Origin of the sequence: Cohnella sp. GCM10020058, assembly GCF_042683485.1 — a bacterium.
GTDB lineage: Bacteria > Bacillota > Bacilli > Paenibacillales > Paenibacillaceae > Cohnella.
Genome location: NZ_JBHUJV010000009.1, coordinates 1,056,988 through 1,079,890 on the forward strand (window position 1 = coordinate 1,056,988; position 22,903 = coordinate 1,079,890).

The window sequence follows — 22,903 nt, forward strand, 5'->3', positions numbered from 1 at the left end:
CGCGGCGGCGGGGCTTAACTTGTTTTAGACATCCCCATCGCGATCCGGTACAATGGGAATAGTTTGCCATGAACGGCGGGCGCGCGCCCACCATCGCGCTGCGTTCCATTCCTTTATAGAGCAAGGAGTGCATCTAAATGTCATCTTCATCATCCTCGGCGCCATCCAAGGTGCGCGCCGCCATCGTCGGCTCGACCGGCTACGGCGGGGTCGAACTGATCCGCCTGCTGGCCGCCCATCCTTACGTGACGATCACGTCCGTCATTTCCTCGTCCAATGCGGGCGAGCCCTTCGCGGCCGGTTATCCGCATCTGACGGAGATCCGTACGGACATCCTGGACGCGGTCGATCCCGAGCTGATCGCGGGCAAGGCGGACGTCGTCTTCTTCGCGACGCCGCATGGCGTCAGCACGAAGCTGGCGAGCCAGTTTCTCGCGGCGGGACTCAAGGTCATCGACCTGTCCGGCGACTTCCGCCTGAAGGACAGGGAGAGCTACGCGCACTGGTACAAAAAAGAAGCGCCGCAGCAGGACGAGCTCGAGCGCGCGGTGTTCGGCATGAGCGAGCTGTTCGGCGACGAAGTGCGCGGCTCGGACTTTATTACCAATCCGGGCTGCTTCCCGACAGCGACGACGCTCGGCCTGTATCCGGCGGTCAAGGCCGGCTGGATCGACCCGGACAGCATTATCGTCGACGCCAAGACGGGCGTGTCCGGCTCGGGCCGGGGTCTCAGCATGAGCGCTCATTTTTCTGAGGTTAACGAGAACTTCAAAGCCTACAAGGTCCACCAACACCAGCATACGCCGGAGATCGAGCAGACGCTGGCGCGCGCGGCGGGCGGTCCGGTGACCGTGTCGTTCACGACGCATCTCGTGCCGATGACTCGAGGGATTATGAGCACGATGTACGCGAGCCTGACGGACAAGAGCCGTACGACGGCCGATTTCCGCGAGTTGTACAATCAGTTTTACGAGGGCCGGCCCTTCGTGCGCGTGCGTCCCGAGGGGACGTATCCGTCGACCAAGGAAGTGTACGGCTCGAACTACTGCGACATCGGCGTGCTCGTCGACGAGCGGACGGGGCGCCTGACGGTCATCTCCGTCATCGACAATCTCGTCAAAGGCGCGTCGGGCCAGGCGATTCAGAATTTGAACTTGATGATGGGCTGGGACGAGACGACGGGTCTGACGTTCCTGCCGGTCTATCCATAACGGACGGGGGAACGGGAGCGACATGGGGAAGAGCTATCTCATCGTGCCGGACGGCGGCGTGACGACGCCCAAGGGCTTCAAGGCGGGCGGACTGCACTGCGGTCTGAAAAAAACGGAGCGTCACGATCTCGGCGCGATCGTCAGCGAGGTGCCGGCATCGGCTGCGGCGGTGTATACGACCAATTTATTTCAGGCGGCACCGCTGCAGGTGACGCGCGAGAGCCTGGCGGAAGAAGGCCTGCTGACCGCAGTGCTCGTCAATAGCGGCAATGCCAACGCCTGCACCGGCGCCCAGGGCGAAGCCGACGCGTACGCGATGCGCGCGCAGATCGCCGAGGCGCTCGGCGTGGCGAAGCATCAGGTCGCCGTCGCATCGACCGGCGTCATCGGCGAACCGCTCAAGATGGACCGCGTGAGCGCGGGCATCGAACGGCTGCCTGAGCGGTTGAAGGGCCACGCGGCCGGCTCCGACGACTTTTGCCAGGCGATTCTGACGACCGACCTGGTCAAGAAGACCGCCTGCGTCCGCGTCGTCGTGGACGGCGCAGAGGTCACCATTGCCGGCGCGGCCAAGGGCTCCGGAATGATTCACCCGAACATGGCGACGATGCTCGGCTTTGTCACGACGGACGCCGCCATCGGCTCTGCCGCGCTGCAGACGCTGCTGCGCGACATCACGAACCTAACGTTTAACATGATCACTGTCGACGGCGACACCAGCACAAACGACATGCTCGTCGCGATGGCGAACGGGCTTGCGGGCAACGCGGAGCTCACGCAGGCACATCCGGACTGGGCGGCGTTCGCCGAAGGGCTGCGCTACGTATGCGAAGAGCTGGCCAAGTCGATCGCGCGCGACGGCGAAGGCGCGACCAAGCTGATCGAGACGACCGTCGCGGGCGCGGCCAGCGACGCGGACGCGCAGGCGATCGCCAAGACGATCATCGGCTCGAGCCTGGTGAAGTCGGCGGCGTTCGGCGCGGACGCCAACTGGGGCAGGATCATCGCGGCCGCGGGGCGCGCAGGCGTACCGCTCAACGTCAATACGGTCGACGTTCGGCTCGGCGACATTCTCGTGCTGGAGCAGTCCCGTCCGATCGCGTTCGACGAAGACGCAGCGCTGGCATACCTCAAGGGCGACACGGTCGCGATTCGCGTCGACCTGCATATGGGCAGCGGACAGGCGCTCGCCTGGGGCTGCGACCTGACCTACGATTACGTGCGGATTAATGCCGCTTACCGGACATAGGAGGGCGCAGCGATGGCATTCGTAATGAAATGCGGCGGCAGTACGCTCGCCGCGCTGCCGGACGCGTTCTTCGAGGATCTGCGCAACTTGCAGGAGAGCGGGGCGCAGCCGGTCATCGTGCACGGCGGCGGCCCGGCGATTAACGAGACGCTCGGCCGGCTCGGCATCGAGAGCCGCTTCGAAGGCGGCCTGCGCGTGACCGACGAGGCGACGCTCGAGGTCGTCGAGATGGTGCTCGCGGGCCGCATCAACAAGCAGATCGTGCGGCGGCTGCAGCAGAGCGGCGCGAAGGCGCTCGGCCTGTCGGGCACCGACGGGCGGCTGATCGAAGCGCGGCCCGTGGCGAACGCGGACGTCGTCGGCCTCGTCGGCGACGTGACAGGCGTCAATGCCGAGCTGATCCAGGGGATCGTGGCGCTCGGCTATCTGCCCGTCATCGCGCCGATCGGCATCGACGCGGCCGGCCAGCGCTACAACATCAACGCGGACACCGCCGCGGGCGCTGTCGCCTCGCATCTGGGCGTCGCTACGATGATCGTCGTGACCGACGTGCCGGGCATCATGCGGACGGTGGACGGAGAGAAGCAGGTGCTGCCGCAGGTCACCTTCGCGCAGATCGAAGAGATGATCACGAGCGGCGAGATCTACGGCGGCATGATCCCCAAGGTGCGGGCCGCGATGGCCTGCCTCACCGGAGACGTGCGCGAGGTGTTGATCGTCGACGGCGCCGCGCCCCGGGTGCTGAGCCGTGCGGTAGGCGAGGGCAACCTCGGCACCCGCATCGTACGGAGTTAACGATTAACGGCGGGGGACGAACGGAGACCCCCGCGAACTAATCATTAAAGGAGTGGAAAACATGAGCAGCTTATTCCCGACCTACGGGCGCTATCCGATCGCGATCGTCAAGGGCAAAGGCAGCCGCCTGTGGGACGATCAAGGCAAGGAGTATCTCGACTTTATGGGCGGCCTGGCCGTCACCAACCTGGGTCATGTGCCGGACGAGGTGAAGGATGCGCTCGTGGCGCAGCTCGGGGAGCTGTGGCATGCGTCCAACCTTTTCGTGAACCCGTTCCAGGAAAAAGCCGCCAAGCTGCTGACCGACAACAGCTGTGCCGACGCCGTGTTCTTCTGCAACAGCGGCGCCGAAGCGAACGAGGCAGCGATTAAGCTGGCCCGCCGCTATCACCAGAAGGTGCTGGGCAACAATCGCTATGAAGTGATCACGTTTACGCAGTCCTTCCACGGCCGTACGCTGGCGACGCTGACCGCGACCGGCCAGGACAAGGTCAAGGAAGGCTTCCTGCCGCTGCCCGAGGGCTTCGTCCACGTGCCGCTGCACGATCTGCCGGCGCTGGAAGCGGCCATCACGGATCGCACGGCCGCGATCATGCTGGAGCTCGTGCAGGCCGAGGGCGGCGTCATCGTCGTCGAGCCCGAATTCCTGCGCGGCGTCCGCGAACTGTGCGATCGCCACGGCCTGCTGCTCATCCTGGACGAAGTCCAGACCGGCATGGGCCGTACCGGCAAGCTGTTCGCGCACCAGCACTATGACGTGGAGCCGGACATCTTTACGCTGGCCAAAGGCATCGGCAGCGGCTTCCCGGTCGGCGCGATGCTCGGCAAGGAGAAGCTGATCCCGGCCTTTACGGCCGGCTCGCACGCGACGACGTTCGGCGGCACGCCGATCGCCTCGACGGTCGTGGCCGCCACGGTCGAGTCGATTCTGAAGCAAGACGCGCCGGCGCGCGCGGCAGCTTCGGGCGAGTACTTGATCGCCAAGCTGGGCGAAAAGCTGCTGGATCTGCCTATCGTTACCGAGATCCGCGGCCGCGGACTGCTCATCGGCATTCAGTGCACCGAGCCGGTCGCCGATTGGATCAGCGAGCTGCATAAGCGCGGCCTGCTCGTCGTCTCGGCGGGACCGACGGTCATTCGCCTGCTGCCGAGCCTGCTCGTGTCGCGCGCGGACATCGACCGCGCGGTCGAGCTGATCGCTGCCGTCCTGACCGAAGCCGCTGCGGCTCAAACGTCGAACTAAGCGAGCGCGGGTGGCGTGCAGCGTCCGTATGCGCAGGCTGCCTATCTCCGGTGCCGATTGCGCTATCAACAACTTAAGCCTTGCGCTAAGGGGCAAGCCGGAGCAGGGCAATACCTGCGAATATGCAGCTTTTGGCTCAAAAAACATCTCTTCAGGGCAATACCTGCAAATATGCAGCTTTTTGCTTAAAAAAACGGCCTCTCCGGGCAAATGCCTGCAAATATACAGTTATTCTCTCGCAAAGCGGCTTCTGATCGGCGAAGGGGTGAAAATAGCTGCATAAATGCAGGAATTGTCGTCCAAGGCGCAACTCGGGTGAAAATAGCTGCATAGATGCAGGAATTGTCGTCCAAGGCGCAACTCGAGTGAAAATAGCTGTATAAATGCAGGAATCGTCATCCAGGGCGCAGCTCGGGAGAAAATAACTGCAGAATAGCAGCTAACCGGATGGGGTGCGAAGTATGCGGGGCAGATCGAATATTTGCAAAGGCACTTCCGTCGGTGTCTGCGGCGGCGCGCTTAGCCCTCGGCATCCGTGCGAGCTCGTCTTTCCAGAACGACGCGCTTAGCCCTCGGCATCCGTGCGAGCTCGTCTTTCCAGAACGACGCGCCTAGCCCTTGGCATCCGTGCGAGCTCGTCTTTCCCAGGAGGGTGCCCTGACGCTCGCTCCGGAGCGTCTTCCGCTTCAAGCATTTCCGGGACCGCAACGTCCCTTTACATTGACCAAGGAGGTATCGCCATGCCTAACACGGCTGCCAACGCCGAAGAACTCGCCCAAGGCCTTAAGGGGCGGGATTTCCTGGGGCTCGTCGATTACCAGCCTGACGAGATCCGTTACCTGCTCGACCTCGCCATCGATCTGAAGCGCAAGCAGAAGTCCGGCGAAGTGTATCAACCGCTCAAAGGCAAGACGCTCGGCATGATTTTCGAAAAGTCGTCCACCCGAACGCGCGTATCGTTCGAGGTTGGCATGTTCCAGCTCGGCGGCCACGGCCTGTTCCTAAGCAAGAACGACATCCAGATGGGCCGCGGCGAGACGATTCGCGATACGGCGCAGACGCTGTCGCGCTATCTGGACGGCATCATCATCCGTACGTTCGGCCATCGCAACGTTGTGGACCTGGCGCGCTCGGCGACCATCCCGGTCATCAACGCGCTGTCCGACCAGTCGCATCCGTGCCAGGCGCTCGCGGATTATCAGACGATCCTCGAGCACAAGGGCAAGCTGGAAGGCCTCAAGGTCGCCTACATCGGCGACGGCAACAACATGGTGCATTCGCTCATGATCGGCGCGAGCAAGCTGGGCATTCACTTCGCCAGCGCATCGCCGGAGGGCTACGATCCGGATGCGGAGCAGGTTAAGCTGGCGCGCGAGTTCGCCGCTCAATCCGGTTCCCGGGTCGACATCGTGCGCGACGCGCGCGAGGCGGTCGAGGGCGCCGACATCATCTACACCGACGTGTGGGCGAGCATGGGCTTCGAGGCCGAGCAGCAGGAGCGCGAGCGCGCGTTCAAGAACTACCAGGTCAACGAGGAATTGGCCAAGCACGCCAAGTCCGACTACCTGTTCATGCACTGCCTGCCGGCGCACCGCGGCGAGGAAGTGAGCGAGGGCGTCATCGACGGCCCGCACTCCATCATCTTCGACGAAGCGGAGAACCGCCTGCACGCGCAGAAGGCCGTCATGGCCGCGATCATGTAGCATCCGACCCGCGCCGACTCGCGAGGCGGCGAACCGGAGCGCGGCGTTCGAGACGCAGCTTGCCGGAATCGCCGTCTTGTCGACGCGCATGTATCCATTTTCCAATAGAGGAGCGTTCATTCCCACCATGGCAAAAGAAAAAATCGTGCTCGCCTACTCCGGCGGCCTGGATACCTCCGTCATTCTCACGTGGCTGAAGGAGACGTACGACGCAGAGATCATCACCTTCACGGCCGACATCGGCCAGAAGGAAGAGCTGGACGGCCTGGAGGAAAAAGCGATCAAGACCGGCGCCTCCAAGGTTTACATCGACGACCTGCAGGACGAGTTCGCCAAGGACTTCATCTACCCGATGTTCCAGGCCGGCGCGCTCTATGAAGGCCAATACCTGCTCGGTACCTCGATCGCGCGTCCTTTGATCGCGAAGCGCATGGTCGAGATCGCCCGCGCCGAAGGCGCCACCGCCATCGCGCACGGCGCAACCGGCAAGGGCAACGATCAGGTCCGCTTCGAGCTGACCGCCGCTGCGCTAGCGCCTGACATCAAAGTCATCGCGCCATGGCGCGACGAGGCGTTCCGCGAAGCGTTTCCGGGCCGCGCCGAGATGATCGCTTACGCCGAGAAGCACGGCATCAACGTGCAGGCGTCCGCCGCCAAGCCATACTCGATGGACCGCAATCTGCTGCACATCTCCTTCGAGAGCGGCATGCTCGAGGATCCGTGGTTCGACTCCAGCGCGGACGACGTGCAGGACATGTACGTGCTGAGCGTGTCGCCGGAGAAGGCGCCGGACCAGGCCGAGTACGTCGAGCTCGACTTCGAAGCGGGCAACGTCGTCGCCGTCAACGGCGAGCAGCTGTCCCCGCTCGAAGTGATGAACAAGCTGAACGAGCTCGGCGGCAAGCACGGCATCGGGCGCGTCGACATGGTCGAGAACCGCTTCGTCGGCATGAAGTCCCGCGGCGTGTACGAGACCCCGGGCGGCAGCATCCTGTTCACCGCGCACCGCAAGATGGAGTCGCTCACGATGGACCGCGACGTCATGCACCTGCGCGACTCGCTCATCGCGAAGTACAGCACGCTCGTATACAACGGCTTTTGGTTCGCGCCGGAGCGTCTGGCGATCCAGGCGCTCGTGAACGAGAGCCAAAAGAACGTCACCGGCACCGTGCGCATCAAGCTGTACAAGGGCAACATCCTGGCCGCCGGCCTCAAGAGCCCGGTCAGCCTGTACAACCCGCACATCGCGACGATGGAAGCCGACCCAACCCAGGCGTACGATCAGGGCGACGCGACCGGCTTCATCCGTCTGAACGCGCTGCGCCTGAAAGTATCGTCCGGCGTGAACGGCGCTTCCGGCGTTTAAGTAGTTGGTAGGGAGCGCCAATAAGGATGTCGCACATCGCTATTTGCATGGAATGTCGTGGCTGCCGGTAAATAGCGATGTCCCGCATCGTTATTTCCGCGAAACTCCGGCGTAGTGAGTAAATAAGGATGTCGCACATCGTTATTTGCGCGAAAACCCGGTACGTTGAGTAGTTAAGGATGCCGCACATCGTTATTCGCCCCCAAGCTCCGGCGTGGGGAGCAATGGCGATGCCGCGCATCCTTATTTGCCGAAATTTAGAGTCATTCCATGCGTTTTAGAGAGGGGCTAACTAGCGTCATGAGCAAGCTGTGGGGCGGCCGGTTTACGAAGAAGACCGACCAGCTGGTTGAAGAATATACGGCGTCGATTACGTTTGACAAGGAGCTGGCCGAGGAGGATATCCAGGGCAGCCTTGCGCACGTCACGATGCTGGGACGCTGCGGCATCCTGCCGCAGGAGGACGTCGAGACGATCAAGGCGGGCCTGCTGAAGGTGCAACAGCGCATTCGCAGCGGGGAGCAGGCGTTCCTGATTGCGGACGAAGACATTCACATGAACATCGAGAAGGCGCTGATCGAGGAGATCGGTCCGGTCGGCGGCAAGCTGCACACCGGCCGCAGCCGCAACGACCAGGTGGCAACCGATATGCACCTGTACCTGCGCAAGCGCGTCGTCGAATTCGTCGGCCTGCTGTCCAAGCTGCAGGAGGCGCTGATCGGCCAGGCCAAGGCCAATCTCGACACGATCGTGCCGGGCTACACGCATTTGCAACGCGCGCAGCCGATCTTGTTCGCCCATCATCTGATGGCGTACGTGTCTATGTTCGGCCGCGATATCGAGCGCCTGCAGGACAGCTATAAGCGCATCGACGCGCTGCCGCTCGGCGCGGGTGCGCTCGCAGGCACGACGTTCGCGATCGACCGCTTGTACACGGCGGAGCTGCTGAACTTCGGCCGCGTCTATGAGAACAGCCTCGACGCCGTCAGCGACCGCGATTTCATCGTCGAGTTTCTGGCCGGCGCGTCGCTCATCATGACGCATCTGTCGCGTCTGAGCGAGGAGCTGATCCTTTGGTCGAGCACGGAGTTCCAGTTCGTCGAGCTCGACGATGCTTTCTGCACCGGCTCGAGCATCATGCCGCAGAAGAAAAACCCCGACGTGCCCGAGCTCGTGCGCGGCAAGACGGGCCGCGTATACGGCAACCTCGTCGGCCTGCTGACCGTGCTGAAGTCGCTGCCGCTCGCGTACAACAAGGACATGCAGGAAGACAAGGAAGGTATGTTCGACACCGTGAAGACGCTGCAGGGCGCGCTCCAGCTGTTCGCGCCGATGATCGCGACAATGAAGGTGCGCAAGGACAAAATGCGCCGCGCCGTCGACCAGGATTTCTCCAACGCGACCGACATCGCCGACTTCCTCGTGAACAAGGGGCTGCCGTTCCGCCAGGCGCACGAGGTCATCGGCAAGACGGTGCTGTATTGCATCCAGCAGAACAAGTTCCTGCTCGACCTGACGATGGGCGAGTTCAAGCAATTCTCTGAGCTGTTCGACGAGCGAATCTACGAGACGCTGAAGCCGGAGACGGTCGTCGCCGCGCGCAACGTCTACGGCGGCACCGCCGCGAACCAGGTGAGCGACGCGATCGGTCGCGCAGAAGCTGCGCTAGCTCAGACGCAGGGTTGGACCGAAGAATACGACGCGAAAAGCCGCTAAACCGGCATTACGGATTAGCGCGCAGTCTACTGTCGAAACGACCGGCCCCATCGGGGCCGGTTTTTTAATGCGCTTTTATAAATCGCATATATTATGTCCTACACGCCAGCATGATGCACGTTCTACACGCCAGCATGATGCACGTCCTACACGCCAGCATGATGCACGTTCTACACGCCAGCATGATGCACGCCTATACCCCGGCTTTATGCACGCCTTAAACCCCCAGCTTCGCCCGCATAAACGCGATAAAAGCCGCCGCCTGGCGGACCGGTTCATCCTCTTTGCGATAGACGAGGCAGATCCGGCGGACGCTGACCTTGCCGGGCAGCTCCCGCAGCACGAGCTCGCCCGACAGCTCCTCCCGGCGCGCGCTGCGCCGCGGGAGGATGCCGATCCCCATGCCGTGCTTGACCGCTTCCTTGATCGTCTCGATCGCGCCGAGCTCCATCCGGATTTGCCAATTCAAGCCGTTTTCCGCCGCCCATCGCTCGGACAGCCTGCGCGAGGTCGAGCCGCCTTCGTGTACGAGAAAAGGCTGTCCCTGCAAGTCTTCCAGCTTGATCTCGCCCGCGGCCAGTGGGTGAAAGGGCGCAAACGCCAGCGTCAGCGGATCCTCGCCGAGCGGGATGACGTTGAGCCCGGGATAAGGCTCCTCGGACAGCGAGACGACGGCGACGTCGACCTCGAAGCTCTCGAGCAGGGCGAGCGCGTCTCCGGCCTGCTTGACGGTCAGCGTCGGCAGCGCCAGCGGGTACTGCATCTGGAATTCCGCCAGATAAGCGGGGAGGAAGTAGGTGGCCGGCGTATAGCTGGCCCCGATTTTCAGTCTGCCGCGGCCTTGCTCGCGGTAGTCGGTCATTAGCTGGGAGGCCTCGTCCAGCAGCGCCGAGATCTTGGCGGCATACGGGAGCAGCGCCTCGCCCGCATCGGTCAGGCGTACGCGACCGGCTTGCTTGCGAAACAGCGATAGGCCGGCAGACTGCTCAAGCTTCTGCATGTGAAAGGTGACGGTCGGCTGCTTCAAGCCGAGCGCGGAGGCGACCTCCGTCAGGCTGCGTCCGTCCGCCGCTTGCATGAAAATTCGGAGCTGTTGCGGATTCATCGAACGTTCGCCCTCTTTTTCGTCGGATGACTGCTACTGCAAATATAGATTTTATCTATAATTTTATCAATATACATAGAGTATATTTAACTTCGATTTGTTATCCGCTTTACGTCATGCTGACAAACCCCCCTTAAAGTGAAGGTATCACGAACGATTACGAGGGGGATATCGAAAAATGAATCTCATGCAGCACCGCAAGCTTGCAGCACTGGCGCTTATCGGCTTGTCCTTGACCGCAGCAGGCTGCGGCAACGCAAATAACAACAACTCGGGCGCAGCGGCTGCCACGGCTTCGGATTCTGCCGCGCCATCGTCCGCAGCGGCATCGCCCTCGGAGAGCGCATCGACATCGCCATCGGAGAGCGCGAGCGCATCGACGCCGGCCGGCAACGGCGAGACGCTGACGGTTTACCTCAATGACTTCGACACCATCGTTAAGCCGATGTTCGAAGCGCAAACCGGCTACAAGCTCAACATCGTCAGCGGCAACGGCGCCGAGATCATGTCCCGCATCGAAGCCGAGAAGGGCAATCCGCACTGGGACGTCGTCTGGATGGACGCGATGCCTTCGATCGAAGGACTGGGCAAGGCAGGACAGCTGCTGGAAGGCTGGGAGCCGACGACCGCAGCGGGCTTGACGGACTTTGCCAAGGCATTCGTGCCTGCGAATAAAGCGTACTATCCGACCGGCGCTCATGCCGCAGGCGTGATCGTATACAACACGAAGGCGTTCAGCGCGGCCGACGCGCCGAAGAGCTGGGCGGACCTCGCCGACGCGAAGTTCAAGGGAACTGTGGGGATGGCTGATCCAGCGGTAGCGGCGCCTGCTTATCCGTTCGTGTCGTGGTTCTTCCAGGACAAAGGGATCGAAGGCGGCCAAGCGTACTTCGACGGCGTGTTGAAAAACGGCGCGCACGTCTATCCGAAAAACCCGAACGTCGCCAAGGCGCTTACGGGCGGCGAGATCAAGGTCGCGGCGCTGCAGGAGAGCAACGCATATACGCTCAAGAACGACGGAGAGCCGATCGAGATCGTCTGGCCGGAAGAAGGCGCGCCGGCTTCGGTTCGCGTAGCGGCGATCCAGAAGAACAGCGAGCACCAGGATGCGGCCAAGGCGTTCGTCGAGTTCCTGCTCGATCCCAAGACGCAGCAGGCGCTGATCGACGAAGGCGACGAGAGCTACTTTCAGCCTAGCGTCACGGGCGTGACGATGAAGGCAGACCGCGCGCAAAACGCCAAGCTTGTCGCGGCGGACGCATCGTGGGCGTCGGAGCATGAAGCGGAGATCAAGCAGTGGTTCGCCGATCGCTCGGTGAAATAATAATGCGCTTTACGATTTTCGCTCACGGAAGCAGGACGGGCTGGCTGGTGCTGGCCCTTCTTGTTTTGTTGATCATGCTGCCGCTTGCCGCGGTCGTCCTTCAGGTGCTGCTGCCCGGCTTTTTCTTCGGGAGCCGCCAGATCGGCGACCTCTCTCTGCTAGGCGAGATGTTTCGCCGTCCGCTCTGGTATTTGTCGCTCAAAAACACGCTGGTCCTCGGCCTCGGCACGACGGCGCTCGGCACGGTGCTCGGCGCGGCGCTCGCTACCGCGCGATCCCGCTGGTCGTTCCCGGGCGCGCGGCTGCTCGACGGCGCGGTATGGCTGCTGATCGTGACGCCGTCCTTCATCCTCGCGCAAGGCTGGGTCATGTTCGCTTCGTCGGATGGACTCGCCGCGTCCTGGTTCGGCTGGCGCTGGGTTCATGACGCCGTCTTTACGCCAGCGGGCTTGATTGCGGTCATGTCGTTAAGTAAATTTCCGTTCGCCTATCTGGCCGTCTATTCCGCGCTGGAGTGGAAGATGGACCGCCTGGGCGAAGCCGGCCGTTTGAACGGCGGCAGCGCCTGGACCGTGTGGCGGACGATCGAGGCGCCGCTGCTGCTGCCCGCCTACTGCTCGGGGGCGCTGCTCGTCTTTATGGACACCGTCGGCGATTTTGGCCTGCCGGCTTCCATCGCGGCCGTTTTCCGCTTTCCGACGCTGCCTTATTCGATCTACTCGGCGCTCTACACCTCACCGATCCGGTTCGATATGGCCGGCGTGCTGTCTTTCTATCTCGTGGTGTTGATCGCACTGGCGATGAGCGTGCAATTCTGGGCGCTGCGCCGGGCGCGCTTCGACTTCCTCGGCGGCCGGGCGACGCGCGCCAAGGCGGAGCGGCCGGCCAAGGGCGCCTGGCTGCTGGCGGGAGGCAATTTCCTCCTGCTGGCCATCGCGGTGGGCATTCCTTTAGGCGCCAATCTGCTGACTTCGGTGACCCGTCCCGGCAAATCCGGCAGCTCGGCGTTCACGCTGGACCACTACCGGGAGCTGTTCGTGGACGGCGGGCAGCTGACGGACGCGCTTCTTCATTCACTCTCAATCGCGGCGTTCGCCGCGATCGTCGGCCTGTTCGTCGGCCTACTCGTCGCCTACGTGCTAACTTATTCGAAGTTCAAGCTGAAGCGGGCGATCGACGTCATCTCGCTCATCTCGCTGGCGGTTCCGGGCGTCGTGCTCGGCATTGGCTACATCTTCATCTGGAACCAGGCCTGGCTCGAGCGTATCGGGCTGCTGCTCTACGGCAAGCCGGCCATCCTCGTGCTGGCCGGGGTGGCGGGCGCCATTCCCGTCATCACCCGGATCGTAACGGGGGCGATGGCCAAGGTGCCGCAGGGGCTGCTGTCGGCGGCGCAAATGCAGGGCGCTTCGTTCCCGCGCAGAGTGCGGACGATTCTGCTGCCGCTGCTGCGCGGCGCGCTGCTCTCCGCCGCGCTGGCGTCGTTCGGAGCGAGCGTCTTTGATCTAGCGATGACGTCGATCCTGTTCCCGCCTAACTTCATGACATTGCCCGTCGTCATCAACAAGGCGTTCGAGGACCTGAACTTCGGCTACGCCGCCGCCGCGACATTGACCGGCGGGACCGCTGTCGTCGCATTAATTCTCCTCATGGAGCGATTGTTCAAACCGAAGGAAGCAAGGAGGCCAAGCCGTTGAATCCAATCTTAGAGATCCGTCAGCTTCACAAGTCCTACGCGGGCCAGCCTGCGCTTCGGGGCATCGACTTCAGCGTCTCCCGCGGGCAGATCATCAGCGTACTTGGACCGTCAGGTTGCGGCAAGTCCACGCTGTTGCAGCTCATTGCAGGCCTGCAGCAGCCCGACGGCGGCGAGGTGCGGCTGCGCGGCGAAGCCGTTTCCACGGCTTCGAAGCTCGTGCCGCCGGAGAAGCGGGGCATCAACATGGTTTTCCAGGACTACGCGCTTTGGCCGCATATGAACGTTTTCAACAACATTTCGTACGGGTTGAAAAGAAAGAAGGCAGCGTCCGCGGACATTCGAGCCAAGGTCGGGGAGCTACTGCGTCTGCTGCATTTGGAGCCGTTCGCAGACCGCCTGCCCGCGCAGCTGTCCGGCGGCCAGCAGCAGCGCGTGGCCATCGCGCGCGCCTTGGCGACGCAGCCGGACCTGCTGCTGCTTGACGAGCCCATGTCCAATCTCGACATGCGGCTTCGCATCGAGATGCGGACGGAGCTTTCCTATCTGCTGCGCAAGCTGGGGACGACCGTGTTCCATGTGACGCACGATCCCGAAGAGGCGTTCGCGATGGCGGACCGGCTCGTCATCATGCGCAGCGGCGGCATTGACCAGATCGACAGCCCCGAGGCTTGCTATCGCCGGCCAGCGACGGCGTCCGTCGCCTCGCTGCTCGGCGCGGGCAACCGCCTCGCAGGACCGATCGCCGAAGGCGAAGCGGTGCCCGCCATTCGTCTGGAAGGCGACCTCGTCGCCGGACGGACGGCGTCCGATTGGAGCGCCCGTCGTCCGTCCGGATCGGCGATCGCGCTGTTCCGCCCGGATGCGGCCGCCTGGGAGACCGAGGCTGCTCGGGCTTCCGATCCGCGCGAGGAGGTCGCTGCCAGCGTCGTAACGGGTGTGGACGGCTTCCGAGAGGCCTCAGCCTTTAACCGGCTGGCCGCCCGCATCGCGCACAGCGCCTTCGAAGGCAATCGCTGGCGCGTGCTGGCGGAGACCGGAACCGGGGAGATGCTCTCTTTATTTCATCATGAGCCTCTGAAGGCGGGCACGCGCGGCTGGCTGCGTTTCCCCGTCGAAGAGACCTACTTGTACCCGGCTGATGCCGGCAGCGAAAGGTAGAGAAGGTTTGACATGACCCGCATACTCGTCATCTCGGATATACACGGCCACGCGGCGAAGATGCGTTCCCTGCTGCAGATGGCCAAATACGCGCCAGGCAAGGATCGCCTGTACCTGCTCGGCGATTTCATCAACCGGGAACGGGAGAGCTGGTCCGCGCTCAGGGAAGCGATGGCGCTGGTCAAGGAAGGCGCGCGCGCCGTGCTCGGCAATATGGAGCGGTGGCTGCTCGAAGTCTCCGCGCGGGGGGAAGGCCTGCCGGCGGATGCGGAGGAACTGCGTTTTCTGAACGAGACGCCGCTGTATTGGCAGGAGGAAGGGTTCCTGTTCGCTCATGCGGGCATCCGTCCGGGTCTGCCGCCGGCCAAGCAGAGCGAAGCGGATCTGACCGAGATCCGCAGCGAGTTCTGGGCGGACGCCGGCCCGCTCCCGTATACGGTCGTTTTCGGCCACACGCCGACCTTCAAGCTCGGCGCGCCGGCAGGCGAGCTGTGGCTGGGCCCAGACCGCATCGGGATCGACACGGGCGCGAAGCACGGCTGCCGCCTCACGCTCGTCGATCTGACCAATCGGCTGGCTTATTCCTGCGGCGTAGAGCCGGAGTGCCAGCCAAGCGATTGTCGTCTGTCTTCTTGGGCGACGTCTTGAACGTAAAAAGCTGCCGGGGGTCCGGCGGCTTTTTCGCATTCCCTTAGGCTAGAGCGCGTTCCTTACAGCGGCTCCGCCGGCGTCCGTCCCTGCGGCGAAGGCTGCGGTCGCTCGGAATGCCCCGCGCGCGGATCCGCGGGATGCACGGCGACGATCGCGTCCTGCGCGCGATAGGCTGAGCGGTTCAGCTTGCGACGCGCAGCGAGCTGCCCGTCCACGTATTTCAAGCGGTACGTGTCCACGACCGCGCCTGATTTTCCTGTCTGCAGAAGTCGAGACATGCCGACCGGTATATCCGCGTCTTTCATGTATACGGTCAAGGGCGGGAGATCCTTCACGTGAACCGTTTCCAGCTCGTACCTGACATTGTCCGCCATCGTGCCGAACAGCTTCACCGTGAGTCTTTTGCCGCGAACCGAAGCTTTGATCAACAGCCGCTTGCCCGTATCGTTGCGGAAGCGAAAGTTGATCGAGCCTTCCGCGAAGGTCGCGTCCATGCCCTGCGGCAGATAGTTCACCGCGAGCGAGTGGTTGCGCCGCTCCACGATTTCGATATTAGAGGCACGCAAAACGGCATTGTACAGCGTGCTGGACACCTGGCAGATGCCGCCGCCGATGCCCGGCACGAGCTTGCCCTTCAGGATGACCGGCGCTTCCCGGTAACCGTATACCCTTCGTGCTTCGGCGACGACGGCGCCGTAGTCGAACGTTTCGCCCGGCATGAGCATCGTGCCGTCCAAGGCATCGGCAGTAGCTTTGACGTTATGGATACGTCCTTCCCCGCTTGCAGTAAAGGAGGTGGTGAACTCGGCGATCTTGCGCGCGATGCCTTGGACCTGAAGCGATGCCGTCGTAGTCTCGGGCTTCACGGAGACGACGGGCACTCGCAGCTTGATCTGCATCAGGCCGCTTTTCGATTGCGCCGCCTCGATTAATGCCGCCGGTGCATGCTTCTTAAATTCCAACAGCAGCGAAGCGATGTCGAGCGTTTCGCCGGGCGTTTCGGGCGAATAGACGACCCGGTCGCGTTCGTCGATCGACCGGACAGCGTCGACCGGCGGCTTTTCGGCGAGCCGCCCCCACAGCGCTTCCGCTTTTTCCGCAAATAGCTCTTCGTCCCAAACGGCCTCGATAACGAAGCGCTTCGCCACCGCACGCTCGGCTGACCGGCGATTCAACCAACCGGCGTCGCGATAGCGCGAGATTAACCGTATCGCTTCTTCTGCGTTCAGATCGAGCCCAAGCTCGCGCCAGGTCGGCGCAAGCTCAGCCGCCCCCGGCCCGGCAGAGGTGTCCCTATGCCGTCTGTCAACCAGCGTCACACGCCCGTCAAGCGCGGCTTCGATCCGCGCCCGCACCTTGGCGATCGCGGCATCCGCGCTCATGCCGCCCAGCGTCAATCCGCCGACTGTGACGCCGTCCGGCAGCAAGCGAGATCGCTGCGTCCCGTTTTTCAAATGCAACGCCGTCTCGCCTGCCGTCGCCGCATATCCTGCGGTATTTCCTGCCGCCAGCGCTTGACTTGCGCTCACCGTCCCGTGGCTCATGCCGACGATCAGCGCGAAGACCAAGGCCGCGATCCGGACGATTCGATTGTCCATATCTCGGATTTCCTCCTTCCGGCAAACGCATATGTCCCTTAGGATTCCCTCCAGATTAAAAAATTCTCAAAATAACGGAATTCGACAAAAATGCGTGCCGAAAAAGGCGCTAATCCGCGTCCGGCAGCCAGATAAAGCTCGACAAATAAAGGATTTACCGGCAAGATGTCGAAGTACCTTTATTCTGCGGAACTTTAGCCTTTCGACGGGAAGCGTCTCCCTGAACGTATATATGCACCGGCTATCCAACAACGCAAACAGGATGTGATCGCGTGATCGAAATGCACGATATATGGAAGACCTATCCGGACGGCACGCCCGCCCTGCAAGGCATAAACATCGTGATCGACCGCAACGAGTTCGTCTATGTCGTGGGCCCTTCCGGCGCAGGCAAGTCGACGTTCATGAAGCTGATCTATCGCGAGGAAGTGCCGACCAAGGGCCAGCTCTCCGTCAACGGGTTCAATATAGGCAAGCTCAAGCAACGCAAGATTCCTTACGTTCGCCGCAATATCGGCGTCGTGTTCCAGGACTTTCGCCTGCTCCCCAAAATATCCGTGTACGATAACGTCGCCTTCGCGATGGAAGTCGTCGAATCGCCCAAGCGGCATATCCGCAGGCGAACGATGGAGGTGCTCGAGCTTGTCGGCCTTAAGCACAAGGCGAGCAGCCTGCCCGCCCAACTGTCCGGCGGCGAGCAGCAGCGCGTCGCCATCGCCAGAGCGATCGTCAACAGTCCCTCCGTCATCGTGGCGGACGAGCCTACCGGCAACCTCGATCCCGAGACCTCATGGGGGATTATGAAACTGCTCGAAGAGATCAATTTCCGCGGTACCACCATCGTCATGGCCACCCACAACAAAGAAATCGTCAACACCCTTCGCAAACGGGTCATCGCGATCGAGCGGGGCACCATCGTGCGGGACCAGCAGAGAGGGGATTACGGTTATGAAGTTTAGCACCCTCGTGCGCCATATCCGCGAAGGTGTCAAGAACGTCTTCCGCAACGGCTGGATGTCATTCGCTTCGATCGGCTCGATCGTCGTGTCGCTGTTCGTGCTGGGCGTGTTCATGCTCCTTGCGCTCAACGTGAACCAGTGGGCCGACCAGTTTGACAGCCAGGTTCAAGTCAACGTCTACCTCCAGTCGGAGATCGGCCAGTCCAAGATCGACGAGCTGAAGACGCGAATCGGCAATATAGCCGAGGTCAAACAGGTCACCTTCGTCTCCAAGGAAGAAGGGCTTGAAAAGCTGCGTCAGGACCTGGACGAGGACGTGAAAGGCGCGCTCGACGGCTATAAGGACGCCAATCCCCTTCCGGATGCATTCGAGGTCGAACTGTTCGACGCTCAGCAGGTTTCTTACGTCGCCAAGCAGATTCTGGCCTTTAACGAGACGGATGCGGACAAGCCGGTCCTGAGCGTCAAGTACGGACAAGGCTATGTCGAAAAACTGTTCCGCATCACGAACGCCGTGCGAAACGTCGGCCTGGTCGTCGTCGCGGGGCTTGCGGTCATGGCGATGTTCCTCATCTCCACAACGATCAAGATGACGATACTGGCCCGTCGCAGAGAGATCGGCATCATGAAGCTCGTCGGCGCCACCAACAATTTTATCCGCTGGCCATTTTTCATCGAAGGGGTCGTCATTGGCCTGGCAGGCTCCGGCATTACGACAGCGCTGTTGCTGTACGGGTATTCCGAGTTAATCGCATCGACCCATTACAACATGGGCCTGATGATGATCGAGGTCGTCGATTTAAGTAAAGTAGGCTGGCTGGTCGGCGGCACGCTCGTCGCGCTCGGCACGTTGATCGGTATTTGGGGCAGCGTCGTTTCGGTTCGCAAGCATTTGAGGGTGTAGTTCCTGCCGTTCATGATCAGATGATGGAGGAGAGCATGGGTGAATAAAAGATTGATTGCGGTATTGGTCATGCTGCTGGGCGTCGTATTTCTCGTTCGTCCGTATGAGAGCCACGCCGAGACGCAGATGCAGAAGATCGAGCGTCAGCTTAAGGAGATCCAATCCCAAATGAACGCGGCTGCGGAAAGCAAGAAGGCGGCCGAGCGGCGGAGCGAGGATCTGACCAACAAAAAGGCGCTCGCCAAGACGGACATGTACACGCTGCTTGCGCAAATTCAGCAGACGTCGGATCAGCTCGACGCGACCCAGGCGAAGATCGACTCCGCCGAAACCAAGCTGCTGAAAACGACATCGGAGCTTCAGTCCGCCGAGGCCTCCAGGCAAAGCCGGGACGAGCAGCTTAAGGAGCGGATCCGGCTCATTTACATGAACGGCTCGGTCTCTTATCTGGACGTGCTTCTGAGCGCCAAGAGCTTCTCGGACTTTGTCGGCCGGTTCCAGTCGCTGCAGTCGATTATGGAGCAGGATAAAGATGTGCTGTCGCAGACCGAGAACTACAAGGCGCTTGTCGCCGACAAAAAAGCGCAGGTCGAAGTCGACCTGGCTTCCGTCAAGAAGCTGTACAGCGACATGGCGGACAAAAGGGCAGAGCTGCAGGATCAGGAAAAAGAAAAAGAAGTGCTCGTAGCGAGCATTAACCAGAAAATCGAAGAAACCGAGGATATCAGCGAAGAAGCCGAGGCTGCGCTGATGGAGTTCGGCAAAAAGTATTCAAAGCTGCTGGAGCAGAAAAAACAGCTGAAAACGTACTATACCGGCGGTAAATTGGGCCTTCCGCTGAAGCGGGAATACCGCTTGTCTTCGCCGTTCGGCTACCGGACGCATCCCGTGACCGGACAGAAAAACAAGCTGCATACGGGGATGGACATGGCCGTCCCGGAGGGCACTGCGGTTTACGCGGCCGAATCGGGCACCGTTATCGTCGCCCAATCTTGGAGCGGTTACGGCAACTGTATTATCATCAACCATGGCGGCGGCCTCTGGACGCTGTACGGTCACTTGAAGCCGGGCGGCATCCTGGTCGAGAAGGGCGAGACCGTCAAGCGCGGCGAAAAAATCGGTCTTGTCGGCATGACGGGCACCGCCACCGGTTACCATCTGCACTTCGAAGTTCGCAAAGACGGCACGCCGGTCAATCCGGCGCCGTATCTCAAATAGATTCGCAGCCTCGCGCACAGCCGTCTCAAGGCAGCGTCCACTCGTTCCGGTGGGCGGCCTGGGGCGGCTGCCGCATTTTCGGACGTTTGAACGGTATCCCTTTCGATCAGGGAGGGGAAGATTAGCGAGAGAATGAAGCGAGGCTTCGCGGTGCGAAGCGGTGTATTGCTTTAAGCGTTTAAGCGTTTAAGCGATATCCCCTTCGATCAGATTAAAAGTTTATCATGCGCAAAGCGACCATCTTTACTCGGTATCCCCTTGGGTCAGGTCCGTCTACAATTTTCACAGTTAAAGTGGCGGATCAAAGCCGCTGCAGGCAGGCGTTTGCGGCTCTCCGAGTCAACTTATTCCTGCGCGAAGGGGATACCTTTGAAACGGGATAAAACGTTGTACTAAGATGATGGTATTCCACTATTTGTAAGTCCGGAGTAGACCGGCCGGCAGGATTTAAACTTCCGTCTGTCGAATACGTATCGTCGGCGTACATATCGGATTACGGAAACGAAAGGCGGGATTCGTCTTGGATCTAACGATCGATTGGTTGCGGTTGGCGGGCGAGAGCATCGGCGTCCTGTTCCTATCGCCCTTTTTATATATCGCGCTCGCTATGGTCTGGTGGCATTCGCGCCAGAGCAATGTGCTGCAGCGAAGACTGTTCCATGTGAGGCTGCGGGGCACCCTGCCGATGACTGTCGCTCGCATCGTTGCGGGTTTCGTCGCAGGCATCGCTTTGTCCGCGCTCGGGTTTGCCGCAGGTGCGCAATTGACCGCCTCGACGCTCGTATGCGTCTGGGTGGCGACGTTCGTGCTCGCATTGTTCAAGCTGCGATATGTTTGTCTCGCTTACGCGGCAGGCGCGCTTACTGTTGTTCAGACGATTCTGTCCTGGACGGGCGTGCCAGATGGAAACGACACAGTGAACCGGGTCTGGCAGGCGTTAAATGATATCGACGGTCCGTCCTTGTTGTTCCTGGCCGGTCTGCTGCATATTGCGGAAGCGCTTCTCGTCCGGCTGCAGGGCTCGCGTTATGCGACGCCGCTGTTTCTGGAGGGCAAGCGTGGCAAGCCGATCGGCGCCTATTCGCTGTCCGGCCTCTGGCCGGTGCCGCTGCTGTGGCTCGTGCCTGCGACAGGCCATAATGGGCTAACGCTGCCATGGACGCCGCTGTTCGGCATGGATGGGGGACCGGCGATTACCGTCGCCGGATGGACACTGGCAGCTTTCCCGGTGTTGATCGGATTTACGGATCGCACGGCGACGCGTTGGCCCGAAGTCAAAGCGAAGGAAATGGGAGGCGGCCTGCTCGTTTACGGGCTGGTGATTGCGGCGCTTGCGGCGGGCGCGGCATTTTGGGGGCCGCTTACAATCGTGGCGGGATTGGCGGCTTTCATTTTGCACGAGGCTCTGTTGTTCTGGGGAAGAATGCGCGAGCGGGGGCATCACCCTGTTTATGTGCAGGACGGCAGAGGCGTCGTCATCCTCGCCGTGCTTCCCGGCACGCCGGCGTTCGAGATGGGCTTGACCGCGGGCGAGACTGTGAGCAAAGCGAACGGGGTACGGGTGCGCAGCAAGGAGGAGCTGCATGCGGCTCTGCAGCTTCAGCCGGCTTTCGCGAAGCTTGAGGTGCTGAATCGCGACGGCAACGTGAAATTTGCGCAGCGGGCCAGGTATGCCGGAGAGCATCATCAGCTCGGGTTGATTCTTGCGCCGGACGAAGATGCCGAGTATGTGGCGGCGCCGGGATCGTCCTCGTTGCGTCACGGAATTCGACTGGCGGGTGCGAGACTGCGCGGAAGAGGCGCCCGGAGGAGATTCGGCGGATCGGAGGAGGCTGCGGCTTTGGAGAGCGGACCACTGCCCGAGAAAGCCGGGAAGCCCGCAAATGGCGTACTTTCTCTGACGGCGGGCACGTCGACTCCGGACGCGATAGGGCGAGTCGACGCAGTATCGGAGCGTAATGTCAGTGTAACTCCGATCGCCGCTCCGAAGCCTGTGCCCGAAGGTCTTCCTCCGCGAAGCGGAAAGCGTAAGTAAAGAAACGGCGAAGTGTTCGTTCGGCCTCTTTTTTGAAACCGCATTGACAGTTCTTCTACTGTTCGTTAATATGTATTGGATTCGTCCTCTAGGGTTCCGAGGCGGCTTCGGCCGGCTGTCTGGTCCAAGGGAGGGCGCGCGCTGCCGATTGCGGCAGGCGTCACGGAGGGACAAAAGCCCGGGAGTATCAGAATGCAAGGTAATGAGCACACTCGCTCCGTTACCATGCATGCCGATGCTTTCGGGCTTTTTTGCATCTTTTACGCAAGGAGAGGAGAATTGCCGATGACAAAATATTGGACACTGCTCATCGCAGCCGGCGTGACGGAAGTAGGTTGGGTATCGGGGTTGAAGCATGCTTCGACTTGGTGGGAATGGCTGCTGACGGCCGTCGCATTAGCTTTTTCTTTTTGGAGCCTGATGGAAGTGACGCGCGTGTTGCCGATTGGAACAGCCTATGCCGCGTTCACGGGCATCGGTGCGGCAGGGACGGTAATCGGAGAAGCTGTATTTTACGAAGGCGAACTAAATGCGGCTAAGTTAGCGCTTGTCGCTCTCATGATCATAGGCATCGTTGGCTTAAAAGCGACCTCCGGTCCCAAGCTAAGCTCGGGCACTGAGAAAGGCGGGACTCACTGATGGCATGGATTTATCTGGTTTGCGCAGGCCTGTTCGAAGTAGTAGGGACAGTGGGGTTGAACCGCTGGAGCAGCCGCAGGGACGCGTGGGGGTTGATCATCATATGCGTGAGTTTCTTGTTCAGCTTCAGCCTGCTGACCGCTGCGATGCAAGACATCTCGATGGGGACGGCTTATGCGGTATGGACGGGCATCGGCTCGGTTGGCGCGACCGTGCTGGGTATGATTTTTTACGGCGAATCGCGCCAGGCATCAAGACTCTTTTTCCTCGCGCTTGTTATCGCCGCCGCGGTAGGCTTGAAGTTAATCGGAGAATAAAGATCGCCCTGCT

The 22,903-nt window shown here is 61.4% G+C and carries 19 protein-coding genes and 1 riboswitch; of the genes, 17 read left to right on the forward strand and 2 right to left on the reverse strand.

Going from position 1 to position 22,903, the window contains the following annotated elements; all coding sequences use genetic code 11:
* Positions 1-137 precede the first annotated feature (137 nt).
* The 7 genes from argC to argH all read left to right on the forward strand — a co-directional run bounded on the left by argC (position 138) and on the right by argH (position 9,283).
* The gene (argC, locus tag ACFSR7_RS19850) at positions 138-1,211 is read left to right on the forward strand and encodes an N-acetyl-gamma-glutamyl-phosphate reductase (protein WP_378164526.1); all 1,074 of its coding nucleotides are present in this window, start codon (positions 138-140) and stop codon (positions 1,209-1,211) included.
* Between the two features lie 22 nt (positions 1,212-1,233).
* Positions 1,234-2,460 carry a bifunctional ornithine acetyltransferase/N-acetylglutamate synthase gene (gene argJ / locus ACFSR7_RS19855; protein WP_378164528.1) on the forward strand — a complete coding sequence of 409 codons (1,227 nt, stop codon included), beginning with the start codon at positions 1,234-1,236 and terminating at the stop codon, positions 2,458-2,460.
* Between the two features lie 12 nt (positions 2,461-2,472).
* The gene (argB, locus tag ACFSR7_RS19860) at positions 2,473-3,255 is read left to right on the forward strand and encodes an acetylglutamate kinase (RefSeq protein ID WP_378164530.1); all 783 of its coding nucleotides are present in this window, start codon (positions 2,473-2,475) and stop codon (positions 3,253-3,255) included.
* 61 nt (positions 3,256-3,316) lie between these two features.
* Positions 3,317-4,498 (forward strand): acetylornithine transaminase, encoded by a 1,182-nt coding sequence (locus ACFSR7_RS19865; protein WP_378164532.1) that lies wholly within the window; start codon positions 3,317-3,319, stop codon positions 4,496-4,498.
* A 740-nt stretch (positions 4,499-5,238) separates the two neighbouring features.
* A complete protein-coding gene (gene argF / locus ACFSR7_RS19870) occupies positions 5,239-6,201 on the forward strand; it encodes an ornithine carbamoyltransferase (RefSeq protein WP_378164534.1) in 963 nt (320 codons plus the stop codon).
* A gap of 127 nt (positions 6,202-6,328) precedes the next feature.
* Positions 6,329-7,567: an argininosuccinate synthase gene (locus ACFSR7_RS19875; protein WP_378164536.1), complete on the forward strand. Its 1,239-nt coding sequence runs from the start codon at positions 6,329-6,331 to the stop codon at positions 7,565-7,567.
* Positions 7,568-7,867: 300 nt separating this feature from the next.
* Positions 7,868-9,283, forward strand: a complete 1,416-nt coding sequence (gene argH / locus ACFSR7_RS19880) for an argininosuccinate lyase (protein ID WP_378164538.1) — start codon at positions 7,868-7,870, stop codon at positions 9,281-9,283.
* A 217-nt stretch (positions 9,284-9,500) separates the two neighbouring features.
* Here the strand turns inward: argH and ACFSR7_RS19885 are convergent, their stop codons facing one another.
* Positions 9,501-10,388 carry a LysR substrate-binding domain-containing protein gene (locus ACFSR7_RS19885; RefSeq protein ID WP_378164540.1) on the reverse strand — a complete coding sequence of 296 codons (888 nt, stop codon included), beginning with the start codon at positions 10,386-10,388 and terminating at the stop codon, positions 9,501-9,503.
* A gap of 178 nt (positions 10,389-10,566) precedes the next feature.
* Here ACFSR7_RS19885 and ACFSR7_RS19890 point away from each other — a divergent pair, with 178 nt between their 5' ends.
* From ACFSR7_RS19890 to ACFSR7_RS19905, 4 genes are read left to right on the forward strand one after another with little or no spacing between them, the layout of a single operon-like run.
* A complete protein-coding gene (locus ACFSR7_RS19890) occupies positions 10,567-11,712 on the forward strand; it encodes an ABC transporter substrate-binding protein (RefSeq protein WP_378164542.1) in 1,146 nt (381 codons plus the stop codon).
* Between the two features lie 2 nt (positions 11,713-11,714).
* Positions 11,715-13,409: an ABC transporter permease gene (locus ACFSR7_RS19895; protein WP_378164544.1), complete on the forward strand. Its 1,695-nt coding sequence runs from the start codon at positions 11,715-11,717 to the stop codon at positions 13,407-13,409.
* Complete coding sequence (locus ACFSR7_RS19900) at positions 13,406-14,569, forward strand: ABC transporter ATP-binding protein (RefSeq protein ID WP_378164546.1); 1,164 nt, start codon at positions 13,406-13,408, stop codon at positions 14,567-14,569. Before ACFSR7_RS19895 ends, ACFSR7_RS19900 begins: the two co-directional genes overlap by 4 nt.
* 12 nt (positions 14,570-14,581) lie before the next feature.
* Positions 14,582-15,217, forward strand: coding sequence for a metallophosphoesterase (locus ACFSR7_RS19905; protein ID WP_378164548.1), 636 nt, complete (start codon positions 14,582-14,584; stop codon positions 15,215-15,217).
* A 62-nt stretch (positions 15,218-15,279) separates the two neighbouring features.
* Here ACFSR7_RS19905 and ACFSR7_RS19910 read toward each other — a convergent pair whose 3' ends face one another.
* On the reverse strand, positions 15,280-16,818 hold the full coding sequence (locus ACFSR7_RS19910; RefSeq protein WP_378164550.1) for a VanW family protein: 1,539 nt from the start codon (positions 16,816-16,818) through the stop codon (positions 15,280-15,282).
* A gap of 272 nt (positions 16,819-17,090) precedes the next feature.
* On the opposite strand from ACFSR7_RS19910, the gene ftsE reads away from it, so the two are divergent.
* From ftsE to ACFSR7_RS19940, 6 genes are all read left to right on the forward strand, one after another.
* Positions 17,091-17,777 carry a cell division ATP-binding protein FtsE gene (ftsE, locus tag ACFSR7_RS19915; protein ID WP_378118760.1) on the forward strand — a complete coding sequence of 229 codons (687 nt, stop codon included), beginning with the start codon at positions 17,091-17,093 and terminating at the stop codon, positions 17,775-17,777.
* Entirely contained in the window at positions 17,767-18,681 is a 915-nt protein-coding gene (gene ftsX / locus ACFSR7_RS19920) for a permease-like cell division protein FtsX (protein WP_378164552.1), read from the forward strand. The genes ftsE and ftsX overlap by 11 nt, the downstream gene beginning before the upstream one ends.
* A gap of 39 nt (positions 18,682-18,720) precedes the next feature.
* On the forward strand, positions 18,721-19,899 hold the full coding sequence (locus ACFSR7_RS19925) for a murein hydrolase activator EnvC family protein (RefSeq protein ID WP_378164554.1): 1,179 nt from the start codon (positions 18,721-18,723) through the stop codon (positions 19,897-19,899).
* Between the two features lie 520 nt (positions 19,900-20,419).
* Positions 20,420-21,934, forward strand: coding sequence for a serine protease (locus tag ACFSR7_RS19930; protein WP_378164556.1), 1,515 nt, complete (start codon positions 20,420-20,422; stop codon positions 21,932-21,934).
* A gap of 77 nt (positions 21,935-22,011) precedes the next feature.
* Positions 22,012-22,121, forward strand: a riboswitch (guanidine-I (ykkC/yxkD leader).
* 98 nt (positions 22,122-22,219) lie between these two features.
* Complete coding sequence (locus ACFSR7_RS19935; RefSeq protein ID WP_378164558.1) at positions 22,220-22,573, forward strand: DMT family transporter; 354 nt, start codon at positions 22,220-22,222, stop codon at positions 22,571-22,573.
* The gene (locus tag ACFSR7_RS19940; RefSeq protein ID WP_378164559.1) at positions 22,573-22,890 is read left to right on the forward strand and encodes a DMT family transporter; all 318 of its coding nucleotides are present in this window, start codon (positions 22,573-22,575) and stop codon (positions 22,888-22,890) included. The genes ACFSR7_RS19935 and ACFSR7_RS19940 overlap by 1 nt, the downstream gene beginning before the upstream one ends.
* The last annotated feature ends 13 nt before the right edge of the window (positions 22,891-22,903 follow it).

Bases quoted from the DNA above. Each gene is read 5' to 3' on its own strand.
- argB (WP_378164530.1), top strand. From the start codon at position 2,473: ATGGCATTCGTAATGAAATGCGGCGGCAGTACGCTCGCCGCGCTGCCG.
- ACFSR7_RS19885 (WP_378164540.1), bottom strand. From the start codon at position 10,388: ATGAATCCGCAACAGCTCCGAATTTTCATGCAAGCGGCGGACGGACGC.
- ACFSR7_RS19865 (WP_378164532.1), top strand. From the start codon at position 3,317: ATGAGCAGCTTATTCCCGACCTACGGGCGCTATCCGATCGCGATCGTC.
- argH (WP_378164538.1), top strand. From the start codon at position 7,868: ATGAGCAAGCTGTGGGGCGGCCGGTTTACGAAGAAGACCGACCAGCTG.
- ACFSR7_RS19940 (WP_378164559.1), top strand. From the start codon at position 22,573: ATGGCATGGATTTATCTGGTTTGCGCAGGCCTGTTCGAAGTAGTAGGG.
- ACFSR7_RS19890 (WP_378164542.1), top strand. From the start codon at position 10,567: ATGAATCTCATGCAGCACCGCAAGCTTGCAGCACTGGCGCTTATCGGC.
- ftsX (WP_378164552.1), top strand. From the start codon at position 17,767: ATGAAGTTTAGCACCCTCGTGCGCCATATCCGCGAAGGTGTCAAGAAC.
- argC (WP_378164526.1), top strand. From the start codon at position 138: ATGTCATCTTCATCATCCTCGGCGCCATCCAAGGTGCGCGCCGCCATC.
- argF (WP_378164534.1), top strand. From the start codon at position 5,239: ATGCCTAACACGGCTGCCAACGCCGAAGAACTCGCCCAAGGCCTTAAG.
- ACFSR7_RS19895 (WP_378164544.1), top strand. From the start codon at position 11,715: ATGCGCTTTACGATTTTCGCTCACGGAAGCAGGACGGGCTGGCTGGTG.
- ACFSR7_RS19875 (WP_378164536.1), top strand. From the start codon at position 6,329: ATGGCAAAAGAAAAAATCGTGCTCGCCTACTCCGGCGGCCTGGATACC.
- ACFSR7_RS19935 (WP_378164558.1), top strand. From the start codon at position 22,220: ATGACAAAATATTGGACACTGCTCATCGCAGCCGGCGTGACGGAAGTA.
- argJ (WP_378164528.1), top strand. From the start codon at position 1,234: ATGGGGAAGAGCTATCTCATCGTGCCGGACGGCGGCGTGACGACGCCC.
- ACFSR7_RS19905 (WP_378164548.1), top strand. From the start codon at position 14,582: ATGACCCGCATACTCGTCATCTCGGATATACACGGCCACGCGGCGAAG.
- ACFSR7_RS19910 (WP_378164550.1), bottom strand. From the start codon at position 16,818: ATGGACAATCGAATCGTCCGGATCGCGGCCTTGGTCTTCGCGCTGATC.